7 protein-coding genes, 1 tRNA gene and 1 pseudogene are annotated in these 12,744 nt (G+C 72.7%); 4 read left to right on the plus strand and 5 right to left on the minus strand.

Features of this window, described 5'->3' with window-relative positions:
- Positions 1 to 477: 477 nt before the first annotated feature.
- A tRNA-Arg gene (locus AB0M03_RS29765) sits at positions 478 to 550 on the plus strand.
- Positions 551 to 823: 273 nt separating this feature from the next.
- Positions 824 to 3,142: a right-handed parallel beta-helix repeat-containing protein gene (locus tag AB0M03_RS29770; protein ID WP_363496776.1), complete on the plus strand. Its 2,319-nt coding sequence runs from the start codon at positions 824 to 826 to the stop codon at positions 3,140 to 3,142.
- An 80-nt stretch (positions 3,143 to 3,222) separates the two neighbouring features.
- Here AB0M03_RS29770 and AB0M03_RS29775 read toward each other — a convergent pair whose 3' ends face one another.
- The 3 genes from AB0M03_RS29775 to AB0M03_RS29785 all read right to left on the minus strand — a co-directional run bounded on the left by AB0M03_RS29775 (position 3,223) and on the right by AB0M03_RS29785 (position 10,090).
- The gene (locus AB0M03_RS29775; RefSeq protein ID WP_363496778.1) at positions 3,223 to 6,588 is read right to left on the minus strand and encodes an N-acetylmuramoyl-L-alanine amidase; all 3,366 of its coding nucleotides are present in this window, start codon (positions 6,586 to 6,588) and stop codon (positions 3,223 to 3,225) included.
- Between the two features lie 249 nt (positions 6,589 to 6,837).
- On the minus strand, positions 6,838 to 8,847 hold the full coding sequence (gene murJ / locus AB0M03_RS29780) for a murein biosynthesis integral membrane protein MurJ (protein ID WP_363496781.1): 2,010 nt from the start codon (positions 8,845 to 8,847) through the stop codon (positions 6,838 to 6,840).
- A gap of 301 nt (positions 8,848 to 9,148) precedes the next feature.
- Positions 9,149 to 10,090: a phosphatase PAP2 family protein gene (locus tag AB0M03_RS29785; RefSeq protein ID WP_363496783.1), complete on the minus strand. Its 942-nt coding sequence runs from the start codon at positions 10,088 to 10,090 to the stop codon at positions 9,149 to 9,151.
- Positions 10,091 to 10,581: 491 nt separating this feature from the next.
- On the opposite strand from AB0M03_RS29785, the gene AB0M03_RS29790 reads away from it, so the two are divergent.
- Both AB0M03_RS29790 and AB0M03_RS29795 read left to right on the plus strand, forming a co-directional pair.
- Positions 10,582 to 11,463, plus strand: a complete 882-nt coding sequence (locus tag AB0M03_RS29790) for a sigma-70 family RNA polymerase sigma factor (protein ID WP_363496888.1) — start codon at positions 10,582 to 10,584, stop codon at positions 11,461 to 11,463.
- A 130-nt stretch (positions 11,464 to 11,593) separates the two neighbouring features.
- Complete coding sequence (locus AB0M03_RS29795; protein ID WP_363496786.1) at positions 11,594 to 11,848, plus strand: hypothetical protein; 255 nt, start codon at positions 11,594 to 11,596, stop codon at positions 11,846 to 11,848.
- Positions 11,849 to 11,917: 69 nt separating this feature from the next.
- On the opposite strand, the pseudogene AB0M03_RS29800 reads toward AB0M03_RS29795, so the two are convergent.
- Together AB0M03_RS29800 and AB0M03_RS29805 are read right to left on the minus strand one after the other, a co-directional pair.
- Positions 11,918 to 12,289, minus strand: a pseudogene (locus AB0M03_RS29800) (MscL family protein); the annotation flags it as partial.
- Between the two features lie 116 nt (positions 12,290 to 12,405).
- Positions 12,406 to 12,702, minus strand: a complete 297-nt coding sequence (locus AB0M03_RS29805) for a hypothetical protein (protein ID WP_363496789.1) — start codon at positions 12,700 to 12,702, stop codon at positions 12,406 to 12,408.
- Positions 12,703 to 12,744: the final 42 nt, after the last annotated feature.

Below are 12,744 nucleotides of genomic sequence, written 5' to 3' on the forward strand. Positions count from 1 at the left end.
ACCCGCGAGACGATCCGCTCGATGTTCTCGGCCTCGTTGTAGGTCGGGATGATCACCAGCACCTCGCCCAGATCGGCGAAGGTGGTCTCCTCAGCGGCAGTCACGGCACAGCCTTTCGCATCGGCGTCGGGCCGCTCTGGCCCGACGCGGCCACCGCCGGCACCTCGCGGCGCCCCGGCGGCAGCACGGTCGGCCCGGGGACACACCGGGCCTCGGCCGGGACGAACGCCGCCGCAGGGCCCGGGCCGGCGGCCGGGAGCCCCTCGTACGGATCGTCGCCCGTGCCGATGGTAACGACCTGGACGCGCCTCCCGTCACCGCCGCAGCTCCTGCCGCAGGCACACCCCTTCCCCGCAGCACCGCGCTCCGCGAGCCGGCACCGCTTCCCGTACACGATCGCCCGGCGCCGGATCCGCTAGTCTGTCTGCCGTCGGCCGAACACCGCCCGCCACCGCGCAGGCACTTCGGCAGGCCCCCGCCTCAGTAGCTCAGGGGATAGAGCACGGCTCTCCTAAAGCCGGTGTCGCAGGTTCGAATCCTGCCTGGGGCACGCTCTGCTGCAGGGCCGGCTCACGAGGACGAACCTCGGGTGCCGGCCCTTCGTGCTGTCCGTGGCACGGCCGTGCCGGATCGGGCGGTGCGCGAGGGACCGAGCAGGAGGAGCGGCCGGCGGTGCTTCGTCGGCGGAGGGGCCGTGCGGGGAGCGGATGGTGTGTGCGATACCTCGTGGCGGGGCGTCAGGGGGGTGTGGCATGATCCGCACGCGGTCCGTTCGAGCAGCTGTTCCAGCGCTCCGGGCTTGCCCCCACTCTCTCTTGAGCCCATGGGGGGCATCATCAGAACTCGACTCGGCGTCCTGACGGGCGCCGCCATCATCGGCGCGGCCGGACTCCCGGCAATCGGCGTCACGGGTGCCGCGGCCGCTGCCGGCATCCTCTACGTCAACAACGCGTCCGACGCGCACTGCTCGAACGCGGGCCAGGGCACCGCCGCCCAGCCCTTCTGCACCGTCGCCGCGGCCGCCGCGAAGGTCCAGCCGGGCCAGACCGTGAGCATCGCCAAGGGCCAGTACCCGGAGCACGTCACGCTGACGCGGTCGGGTACGGCCGAGGCTCCCATCACCTTCGTCGGGGCCGGGGGCGTGGGCGCGTACTACGACCAGCGGACGAGGATCGGCGAGTCGTTCGGGCAGCTGCCCCACGCCTTCACGCTCTCCGGCGTCCAGCACATCCGGTTCGAGAACCTGGATCTGTCCGGCAGCGCCGGTGCCGTGCTGGTGAACGGCGGGGGCGACATCGCCGTCTCCGGGAGTTCGTTGAGCGGCAACCCGATCCCGGGCAACCCGGCCGTCCGGATCGCCGGCGCCCCCACCGGGGTTACGCTGGTGCACAACTACGTTCCGGGCCTCAACGGCCTGGTTGCGGTCGAGCCCGGCGCCAAGGGCACCGTGATCTCCACCAACTACGTCCACTCGAGCGCCAATCCGGCCATCACCGTGGACGGCGCCCCCGGCACCGTGATCGTCAACAACACGCTCTCGCCGCGCTGCCAGGACGCTCTCCAACTGCTCGGCGCCTCGACCGGCGCGATCGTCGAGAACAACGTCCTGTCGACGAACGACGTGGACAACCACTCCAACCCGAACTGCGCCGACGCGTCCAAGTACGTCGGCCTGCGGGTGGCAGCCGAGGCCGCCGAGGGGACCAAGGTCGCGTACAACGCCTTCGACTCCCAGGACGGCAGCCCCGCCTACGACTGGAAGGGCACCGTCCACGACGACGTGCAGGCGTTCGCCGCGGCCTCCGGGCAGGGCGACCACGACCTCATCGGCGTGGTGGAGGTGCAGCGCTGGATGGGCGACTCGGGCCAGCTGAAGTCGCCGATCGTCGACTCGGCCGACGAGTCTGCACCGGGCCTGCAGGAGACCGACCTCTGGGGCGCGCGCGCCGCCGACGACCCGTGGGTGTCCGACACCGGCACCGGTTCGGGCCGCCGCGACCGCGGTGCGAGCGAGCTGGTGAACTTCGGCACCCGGTACACCCCGACCGGCCCCGTCCGGCTGCTCGACACCCGCAAGGCGGTCGGTGTCGGCACCACGACGGCCGTCGCGCCCGGCGCCACGGTGGAGCTCCCGGTCACCGGCGTGCACGGCGTCCCGGCGAACGGCGTCACCGCGGTGACCCTGAACGTCACCGTCACCGAGCCGTCCGACCGCGGCTTCCTGACGGTCTACCCGCACGGCGACGAGCGCCCGACTGCCTCCAGCCTCAACTGGACACCAGGCCTGACGGCCGCGAACCTGGTGACCGTTCAGGCCAGGGACGGCAAGGCCGCCTTCTACAACGGCAGCGGCGGCACCGTGCACGTCGTCGCCGACCTGTTCGGCTACTTCTCCACCGTGGGTGCCGGCTTCACCCCGAAGAGCCCGAGCCGCATCCTGGACACCCGCTACGCGACGGGTGCCCCGAAGGCGCCGCTGGCGGCCAACCAGACGCTGGACCTGGCCGTTCCCGGCCTTCCCGCCGACGTCCGCGCGGTGACGCTCAACGTCACCGTCACCAAGCCCACCGACCGCGGTTACCTCACGGTCTACCCGCACGGTGATGAGCGCCCGACCGCCTCCAGCCTCAACCGGACGGCGGGCCAGACCGTTCCCAACCTGGTCACCGTGCCGGTGAAGGACGGGAAGGTCTCGCTGTTCAGTGGCGGCGGCGGTGGCACGGCCGAGGTGATCGCCGACCTGGCCGGCTACTACACGGCCTCCGGCGGCGACATGTTCCACGCGCTGGCGCCCAGCCGGGTGATCGACACCCGCAAGCCCTGGTTCGCCTCCGGCGTGGGCGAGTGGCAGCCGGCCGCTCCCATCGGCGGCAACCAGACGCTGCACCTGCGGGCGATCGAGCACGGCACCGCGGTCTCGATGAACCTCACCGTCACCAACACGGTGGCGGCGGGCTTCCTGACCGCCTACCCCAACGGCACCGCGCGGCCCGTGGTCTCCAACCTGAACTGGGTCAAGGACCAGACCGTCCCGAACGCCGCGGTGGTGGCGACCGACGACGCCGGCCAGGTGGAGTTCTTCAACGGCAGCTGGGCGAACGTGGACGTGATCGTCGACGTGAACGGCTACTACGACCACTGACCGGGCAGATCGAAAGGCCGTGGCCCGGCCCCCTGCTGTGGGGGCCGGGCCACGGCCTTCGTGCTGTCCGGTCCGCCGCGTCAGCCGGTGTAGTAGCCGGTGATGTCGGCGACCAGGTCGACGTTGCCGTACCGGTTGTAGAACGACACCTTGCCGTCCTTCACCGGGACGACGACCAGGTTGGGGATCACCTGGCCCGCGGTGAAGTTGAGGTTGGAGACGCCGGGGCGCTCGGTGCCCGCCGGGAAGACGGTCACGAAGCCGCCCGCCGTCGGCTGTACGGCGGTGACGTTCAGGACGACCGCGGTCACCCCGGTGGTCGGCAGGCCGGCGCGGCCGGAGACCGTGAGGGTCAGCGTGCCGTCGGGGCCCAGGCGGGTGGGCTTGCCGGTGGGGGTGCCCGTCCCGTAGCGGGTGTCCAGCAGGCGGCTCGGGCCGGCGCTGGTGAACTTCGCGGTGCCGGCCGGCGAGTAGTAGCCGGTGATGTCGGCGATCAGGTCGACGCTGCCCGCCTTGTTGTACAGGTCCACCTTGCCGTCGGATATCGGCACGATGACCTGGTTCGGGATCGTCTGCCCGGCCCGGAAGTTCAGGTTGGACACCACGGGCAGCGTGCTGCCGTGCGGGTACACGGTGACGAAGCTGTCGGCGGTGGGGCCGGTCGCCGTCACGTTGAGCACCACACCGGTGGCGTCCGCCGGGACGCCGGCCAGGTCCAGGGTGAGCGTGCCCGCCGGGCCGACCTTGCCCTGTGGGGCGCCGGTGCCGTACCGGGTGTCGAGCAGGCGGGTCGGCGTCATCGTGGTGAGCTTCGCGCTGCCGTCCGGAGCGTAGTAACCGGCCACGTCGGCCAGCAGGTCGACGCTGCCGTACTGGTTGTACAGGTTCACCCGGCCGTTGACGACCGGCACCACCACGAGGTTGGGGATCGTCTGCCCGGCGGTGAAGTTGAGGTTGGACGCGACCGGCCGCGGCTGGCCGTCCGGGTACACCGTGACGAAGCTGCCGGCGCTCGGCGCGACCGCCGTCACGTTGAGGATCACCGCGGTGGCGTTCGCCGGGACGCCGGTGGCGCCGCCGGTGACCTGGAGCCCGACGGTGCCGCCCGGGCCGACCTTCGCCTTGGGGGCGCCGGTGCCGTACCGGGTGTCGAGCAGGCGGGTCGGCGTCACCGGGGCGTAGCCGCTCGGCGCGGGGGTGGCCGCGGTGACCGCGTCCACGTCGGTCGACTTCAGGAACGCGAGCCGGTGGTTGTACCGGATCGGGTAGTAGGTGTCGTTGCCGACGACCAGGGTGCGGTCGTTCGGTGCGTCACCGTTGATGTTCTGCGCGTAGTAGTAGTCGCCGTACACCGGCTGGTCGCCGCCCGCGACGTACGCCTGCCCGGCCGGGATCGTCGCCGTGTAGGCGGCCGGCGCGAGGTTGGCCGAGTCGTAGATCGCGTCGATGGCCGGGTACGGCTGGTAGGCGGCGCGCTCGGGGTAGGAACGCCCGTACACCGGGATGGAGGCCCGGCCGGCCTTGGGGACGAGCACGGTCTGGCCGGTGCGGTTGTCGGCGGCGGCGCTCTGGCCGTTCGGGTTGTAGAACCAGCCCTTCACGCTGCCGTACCAGATGGCCGTCCAGTCGCCCTGCTGGTCCGCGACCACGTAGCTCGTCCCGGCGACCGCCTTGGCCTTCCAGTTGGCGGCCTGGGTGGTGCCGCCGCTGATCAGCGAGGCGCTCGCGCTCGGGGAGGTGCGCAGGTAGACGAAGTTCTCCGGGCGGGCGGCCGTGTTGTCCACCGGAGGCATGTTGGTGGAGTCGAAGGCAGGGGCGATGGTGACCTTGCCGCCGACCAGGATCGGACCGCCGGTGCTGGCCCGGACCGGGGCGCCGACCAGGTCCATGTAGTGGTTCCAGTCCCAGAACGTGCCCGGGTCCCAGTGCATGCCGGCGATGTCCTGCTGGCGCGGGCCGGGGACGTCGTCGTGGCCGATGATGTGCTGGCGGTCCAGCGGGACGCCGAAGCGGTCGGCCAGGTAGCGGGTCAGCGAGGCGGAGGACTGGTACAGCTGCTCCGAGTACCAGGTCGCGTTGTTCGCCGGGAAGGCGTAGCCCTCGTGCTCGATGCCGATGCTGTGCATGTTGACGGTCTTGTTGCCGGCCTGCCACGCGACGTTCTTGGTGTTCACCAGCTGGGAGACGTGGCCGTCGGAGGACCGCACGATGTAGTGCGCGCTGGCCTGGGCGGCCGGGTTCTGGAACAGCCGGACGGAGCTGTCGAAGCCGCCCTCGGTGTCGTGGATGACGATGTAGTCGATCCGCTGGCCGTCGGCCGGCCGGTTCGCGATCGTGTAGTTGCCGTAGTCGTCCGGACCGGAGGTCGCGGTCCTCGGCGCGTACGCGGCGGCCCTGAAGTCGCAGCCGAGGCCGGTGGGGCACTCGACCGGGCCGGGAGCGTCGGCGGTCAGCGCGCCGGTGGCCGGCACGCCCGAGGTCTGCACGCCGCTGTACGACGCCTGCAGGGCGGTGCGCGCACCCGTGGTGGCGGCGCGGGACGCGGTGCCCGACGTGCCGGCCCCGGTCTTGGTGCCCTTCGTGGTGGTCTTGCCCGGCTTGGCCGGCTTGCCCGAGGGGCGCTTCGGCACCGGGGGAGCGACCGGGACGGAGGTCTGCTTGTCGGCGGAGCTCAGCCGCAGCGCCGCCGAGTCGCCCGCGGTGACGGCCGGGGCCGCGGCGAGCGTCACCAGCTGGCCGTCGGCGGTCACGCGGCTCGCACCGGCGCGGACGGTGCCGAGCACGCGGTCGGCGAAGTCGTCGCCGCCCTCCCCGGCCGGGGACTCGCTGAACCGGGACACCGCGGTGAACCAGGCGGCCGGGTCGTTCGACAGCGGCTTGCCGGCCTCCTTCTGGTACTTCACCAGCAGGGCAGCGGCACCGCGGATGCTCTGCGCCGGGTCGGTCTTCAGCTTGTCCGCCGGCTTGTCGATCAGCTTGGCGGCCTTGTCCAGCGTGTGCAGCTCCGGGCCGTCCTCGACCTGCACCGGAGGCGCGTCCTTGCGGACGGGGGCGTCGTCGCCGCGGCCGTCCACCTCGGGGCCGGGACCGGCGTCGATGGCCTTGGCGACCGCCGCCGGGTCGACCTGGGTCAGACCCATCACGTTGTAGTTGCCGGTGGTGCTCGGCTCGCCGTGGTGCGACTCCCAGCGGCTCTGCTGGTAGGAGAGCGCCAGCAGGATGCTCTCCGGCACCTTGAACTCGGACGCGGCGGCGGCGAACTGGCGCTGCAGTGCGTCCGCACCGGGAGTCGCTGCGGCGGGCGTCGTGTCGGCCCCTGCGAAGAGCGCGAAACCGGTGGCGGAGGCGGCGACCGCCGCGGTGATCGCCAGCGGTATTCGCAGCTTGTGCTTGCGGCGGTGCGCGGCCCCGGCGGGGCCGCGCTCGGCTCTGTGTTCTGCAGTCAACGGAGTCTGCGGACCTTCCGTACCCGACCGGCCGTGGGGGCCGGACCCATGTGGAGCCCGCCGCGGGGGCACTCGGCCGGGGTGCGGCCGGTGCGCCTGTCGCACGGAGGGCGACGCGAACGTAGCACTCGGTCGGACGCCCACCATCCACCGGGGTCCGCGCTGCCCGAGCGGCCCCGTGGGCGCACTGAAGTACCGCAGGCCGGAGGGGAGTTGCGGTCGGCCTGCGCCCGGAGCCGTTGGCGATTCCTAGCGGCGGTGCTTGCCGTTGCCCGTGGCGGGGGCCGGCTCCGGGTAGGGGATGCGGAGCTTGCGGGCGAGCGGGGCCACTGCGGCGCCTGCACCGAACGGGCGGGCCAGGGCGAACAGCGAGAGCAGGACGGCCAGCGAGCCCGCTGCCAGGCCCACCGTGTTGCCGACCAGGCCGCCACCGACGGCGTCGGTGATCCGGCCCGCGATCCACACCGCGGCCGCCGCGCCCGGCAGGCAGGCCGCCGTGATGGCCAGGTGCAGGGCGATGACCGAACCGCCGTCGAGCCCGCTGCGCTGCTTGCCGCGGCGCAGGCCGAGCACCATGGTCGCGTCCGGCCCGGCCGGAGCCGCCGGCGCCGCGGCCTGCGGCACGGGCTTGCGCAGCCGTCGGCTGAGGGCCCAGCCGGTGATGCCGACGCCGACCAGGCAGGCGATGCTCTGGGCGAGGGCCATGCCGATGATGATCCAGCGCGGGTCCAGCAGCCAGTAGGCGACGGCGGACAGCCCGGAGTTGACCGTCGTGGAGACGACGGTCAGCCAGAACGGCGTCTTGGCGTCGCCCATCGCGTAGAAGCCGCGGGCCAGGGCGTACTGGGCGCAGAAGGCGGGCAGGCCGATCGCGAAGGCGATCAGCGCCTGGGCGATGACCCAGGAGCTGGCCGGGGTGACCTTGCCGTGCTCGTAGGCGATCGCGGCGATCTGCGGGGCCAGCGCGATGAACAGCACCGTGGCGGTGACGATCATCGCGGCGGAGGAGCGCAGCATGCCGGCCAGGTCGGAGCCGATCTTGGTCAGATCGCCGCGGGTGGCGGCGCGGGACATGCCGGGCAGCAGCGCGGTCACCAGCGAGATGGTGATGACGCCCTGCGGGACGACGAAGAGCTGGTAGGCGTTGGTGTACGCGAAGTTGCCGAGGCCCATCGTCAGCCCGGCGTCCTCGGCGCGGACGCCGGCACCGGTGCTCAGCCGGCTGATCACGGCGAACGAGAGCTGGGTGACCACGACGAGCAGCAGCGCCCACGTCGCGGCGCGGATCGGCTTGGTGAGGCCGGCGCCGCGCCAGTCGAACCGCGGCGTCCAGCGGAAACCGGAGGAGCGCAGCGAGGGCAGCAGGCCGACGGCCTGGACGACGATGCCGAGCGTGCTGCCGAGGCCGAGCAGCATGGTCTGGCCGGCGGTCATCTGTTCGGCCTTCTCCGCGCCGTTGCCGACCAGGATGTAGATGCCGAAGACCGCGATCGCCACGACGTTGTTCAGCACCGGCGTCCACATCATCGCGCCGAACCTGTCGCGCGAGTTGAGCACCTGGCCGAGCAGGGTGAAGACGCCGTAGAAGAAGATCTGGGGCAGGCAGTACCGGGCGAAGGCGATGGTCAGGTCGCGCTGTGCGCCGTCGAAGTTCGAGTAGATGTCGACGATGGTCGGCGCGAGGATCCAGGCGCCGACGGTCAGCACGACCAGGATGACGCCGCACAGGGTCAGCAGCCGGTCGGTGTAGGCGACGCCGCCGTCCTCGTGGGTCTGCGCGGCGTGCACCAGTTCGGGGACGAAGACCGAGGCCAGCACGCCGCCCATGAGCATCATGTAGACGACGTTGGGCAGCGAGTTGGCGACGTTGAAGGAGTCGCCGAGTCCGGCGGCGCCGAGCGCGGCGACGATCATGGCGCTGCGGACGAAGCCGAGGGCGCGCGAGGAGAGCGTGCCGATCGCCATGATCAGCCCGCTGCGGCCGGCCGAGGGCGCCGGAGCGGCCGGGGCCTCGCCCTGGCGCTGCGACGGCACGGTGGCGGGTGCCTGCGGGGGCTGGGCCGGCTGCTGCGGCACGCCCGGGTGGACCGGGGCGCCGGGCTGGGCGGGGACGGAGGGCTGGGGCGGGACGCCGGGCTGCGCGGCGGCGCCGGCGTGGCCGGCCTCCGGCTGCTGCGGCGGGATCGGACGCAGCGCCATGGTCGGCGGGTCCGGGTACGCGTACGAGTCGGGGGACTCACCCGTGGTGTGCATGGTCATCGGACCCCCGTCACTCGGTGCCTGGGCGGTGGGGCTGTGGGGCTTCCGCACAGGTGCACCCAGCCGGAGCAGTCTGCCAAACCGCGGCACTCCCTGGGGAGTCCGGTGCCCCGGGCGGCAGCCCTGCGTCCACGGAGGATATCGGGGCTCCGGAGGTGGCGATGGCGCGAAGGGTGGTGGATTGCGACGCTATGTCCGGTTATGTCGCTACAGGTGGCGGGCCGTTCGGGGTGATCGGTTGTCATCCGTGTCCCTCCACCGCCGGGCCGCCGCCCGATCGTGTGACCTTTCTCACTGCATGTCAGCTGTGGCGGTGGTGGACACGGGACACGTCCACCGCGCCGGGCCCCGGAGCCGTCCGGGTCCGGTCGGCCCGGCCGGCCCGCGGGCTCCCGTCGCCGTCCACGTCGGAGCCCCTGTCCGGGTCACTGCCGGAGCCCCCGCCGGAGTCGTCGGCCTCCTCCTCGCCCGAGCCGTCCTCGTCGGCGCCCTCCTCGGTGGAGTCCGGCGCCGTGCCGCGGACGAGGACGCGCTGCACGCGCGGCCCGGTGTGCCGGTCCACCCGGCGGAAGTCCCGCGCCAGGGCGCCCGGACGCCAGAGTTCCACCGCGACCGTCACCCAGCCCAGCAGCGCGGCCGCCGCCAGCCATCCGCCGAGGACGTCGCTCGGCCAGTGCACGCCGAGCGCGATCCGGCTCCAGCCGACCGCGAGCACCGTGACCGCCGCCGCGCCGCAGGCCCAGATCCGGCCCGCCCGCCCGGTCAGCGGCCAGGCCAGCGCCACCAGCGCTGCGCAGGTGAGCGCCGAGGCGGTGGCGTGCCCGGAGGGGAAGGCCGGGCCCTCGGCGTGCGACACCGCGTCCGCGAAGTGCGGGCGGGCCCGGCCGATTGCCGCCTGGAGGCCCACCGCCGCGGCCCAGCCGAGCAGCGCCTGCGCCGCGGCCCAGGCGGCGAGGACGCGCGCCCTGATGGCCCACAGCCAGACCGCCGCACCGAGCAGCACCACGCGCATGGTCGCCGTGCCGGCGATGTCGCTGAGCGTCTGCATCGAGGCCGTCCACGCGGTGTGCCGACGGGCGTAGCCCTGCAGTGCCGCGACCCAGTGCTGGTCCAGTCGTGCCAGCGGGGCCCAGCCGCTCGCCACCAGCCCCAGCAGCAGGCCGAACAGCAGCGTGCCACCGAGCGCCCACAGGGCGTGTCGGGCGACGGGCCGGTGAACGGCGGGAAGCGCGGACGGGTGCATGGCTGTCACCTTCCCAGCGCCGGTGTGCGGAGCGGACCCGACGGGATAGCGATTCGGCATCTTTTGTGCGGAGAAGGTGCGATCGGGCGGTGTCGTTCGTTGGAAGAGTCGGCACACCTGCCGACGTTGGACCTGATGCCGCCGGGTCGTTGCGGGGAGCGCCGGGGCGGAGGCCGGGCGATTGCGCCGGGTGCGCGTGCGGTGACGGAGCGTCAACAATCGGGGTGAAATTCGACAGGATACTGCATGAGGCGCGAAAATCTGAGTGAGTTGGGAATGTTGTCCCATTTCTGTGCGTTGGATCGTTACGTGTGAGCCTCCAGGAGGCCCGCACTTGTATGAGCAGCGCAGCCCCGCGCGGGCGTCGCCGCCAGACCCGGCAATCCAGCAAGGGAGCAAGCATGGCCACTCGTGCCGTCGTTCGCGACAGGGCCGACCGGACTCGCTCGGCCCGGCCGACCAACCTTGAGGCCGACCGCGACCTCGTCGGCATGTACCTCGACGAGATCGCCAGGACGCCGCTGCTCGACGCCGCCGAGGAGGTCCAGCTCTCCCTGCGCATCGAGGCCGGTGTGTACGCCCAGCACCTGCTGGACGAGGGCGCCCTGCCCGAGGGTGTGACGCGCGAGGAGCTGGAGGCGATAGCCGAGGACGCGGAGCGCGCCAAGGACGTGTTCATCAGGTCCAACCTCCGGTTGGTGGTCGCGGTGGCCCGCCGGTACCCGCGCAGCGGCCTGCCCCTGCTGGACCTCATCCAGGAGGGCAATGCGGGCCTCGTCCGGGCGGTCGAGAAGTTCGACTACGCCAAGGGCTTCAAGTTCTCCACGTACGCGACGTGGTGGATCAGGCAGGCGATCACTCGGTCGATCGCCGACCAGTCGCGCACCATCCGGCTGCCCGTCCACCTGGTGGAGGAGCTCGGGCGCATCCGGCGGGTGCAGCGCGAGAAGTCCAAGGAGCTGGGCCGTGAGGCCGACCCGGCCGAGATCGCGGCCGAGCTGGACACCACGGAGGAGCGGATCAAGGACGTGCTGGACTGGGCGCGCGACCCGGTCAGCCTCAACATGTCGGTCGACGACGAGGGCGAGACGCAGTTCGGCGACCTGGTGGAGGACACCGGCGCGGTCTCCCCGGAGGACGCCGTCATGGTGATGCTCCGCCGCGAGGAGCTCGACGACCTGATCGGGCGGCTCGACGACCGCACGGCCTCGATCATCCGCTCCCGCTACGGCATGGAGGACGGCCGCGAGCGGACGCTCACCGAGGTCGGCAAGCAGCACGGGCTGACCCGCGAGCGCATCCGCCAGATCGAGAAGCACGCACTGGCCGAGCTGAAGAAGATCGCCGACCACGCCGGGTTCGAAGCGGCCTGACCGGTCGGCACCGGGGGCGCCGACTCCTCGGGCCCCGGTCCGGGCACTGCCCGGGACCGGGGCCGTGCGGTGTCCGGCCCGCCGTGGGACACGCCCTAGGCTGGTGGGCGAGAGAGCTGGAGGCGGGACGATGGGCGAGCAGGACGGCGGCGGCGACGAGCGGGGCACCGACCGGGACAGGCGTCCCGGCAAGGACGCGGTCACCGGCGGGAGCGCGGCGGCCCGGCCCGCGAAGCCGGCCCCGAAGCTGGTGTTCGGCGACCCGCTGGACCGGCAGAGCAGCGACGACACCGACCGCGGCTGGGGTGAGCGCCCCGGCGAGGGCGGCGCGTCCCGCGGGCTCGACTGGTACCTGAGCCAGCGGCCGCCGCACCACGGCGAGTAGCGGTCGGCTGCGCCGCGGCCCGGAGCACCACTGCCCGGGCGGGGCCCGCCCGCCGGACCCGTGGGCCGGTCAGCTGCGCTGCACCAGGGTGTCGCGGATCTCGGTCAGCAGGACGACCTCCTTCGCCTCCGCCTCCAGGACCTCCTCCTCCCTGGTCTTCCGCTTCGCCATGAGGTGCAGCATCGGCAGGATGAAGACGAAGTAGACCACCGCGGCGGTGATCACGAACTGCACGACGGCGCTGAGCACCTCGCCCCACAGGATGAAGATGCCGGACGAGACCGTGCCGTCGGGCGCCAGTCGGCAGGGGCCCTTGAGGCAGGACCGGTAGGACGCGAGGTCCTTGGTGCCGAACAGGCCGACGATCGGATTGATGCCGCCCTTCACGAACGCATTGATGATGTTCGTGAATGCCGCGCCGATCACGACGGCGACCGCGAGATCGACGACGTTTCAGCGGAACAGGAATTCCCTGAAGCCCTTCGTTCCGCAACGACACCACAGCGTGCGGGCGGCGTCGGAATTCGGCACGCCGGTGGGCCCGGGGCGCCGTCGGTTCAGTCCACCGGAGGGGCGGTGCCGGTACAGCGGGGCGCGGAGGCCGGCTCGGCGGCGGTCGTCGCTGCGGCGGCCGGGGCGTGCGGGCCGGGCCGCAGCGGCCCGGCGGCGAGCGCGGTGGCCGCGGCGAGCAGCCCGGCCGCGAGCACGCTCGGGCGGTGCCGCACGGCCTGCTGCAGCCGGTGGCGCCCGCCGGAGCCGCGCCGGATGGGCGGGAAGTCCGGCACCTCCCGGCGGGGCGGTACGGCGAAGGGGAGCGGGAGCGGGGAAGCCGGGTGGGTGGTCACAGCGGTCATCCGCCTTCGGTCGGTCCTGTACGGACCCGGCCGGGCCCGCGG

It is taken from the genome of Kitasatospora sp. NPDC051914, assembly GCF_040680995.1.
GTDB lineage: Bacteria > Actinomycetota > Actinomycetes > Streptomycetales > Streptomycetaceae > Kitasatospora.

Coding starts and splice junctions, on each gene's coding strand:
- AB0M03_RS29805 (WP_363496789.1), bottom strand. CDS start 12,702: ATGACCGCTGTGACCACCCACCCGGCTTCCCCGCTCCCGCTCCCCTTC.
- AB0M03_RS29785 (WP_363496783.1), bottom strand. CDS start 10,090: ATGCACCCGTCCGCGCTTCCCGCCGTTCACCGGCCCGTCGCCCGACAC.
- AB0M03_RS29790 (WP_363496888.1), top strand. CDS start 10,582: ATGTACCTCGACGAGATCGCCAGGACGCCGCTGCTCGACGCCGCCGAG.
- murJ (WP_363496781.1), bottom strand. CDS start 8,847: ATGACCATGCACACCACGGGTGAGTCCCCCGACTCGTACGCGTACCCG.
- AB0M03_RS29770 (WP_363496776.1), top strand. CDS start 824: ATGGGGGGCATCATCAGAACTCGACTCGGCGTCCTGACGGGCGCCGCC.
- AB0M03_RS29795 (WP_363496786.1), top strand. CDS start 11,594: ATGGGCGAGCAGGACGGCGGCGGCGACGAGCGGGGCACCGACCGGGAC.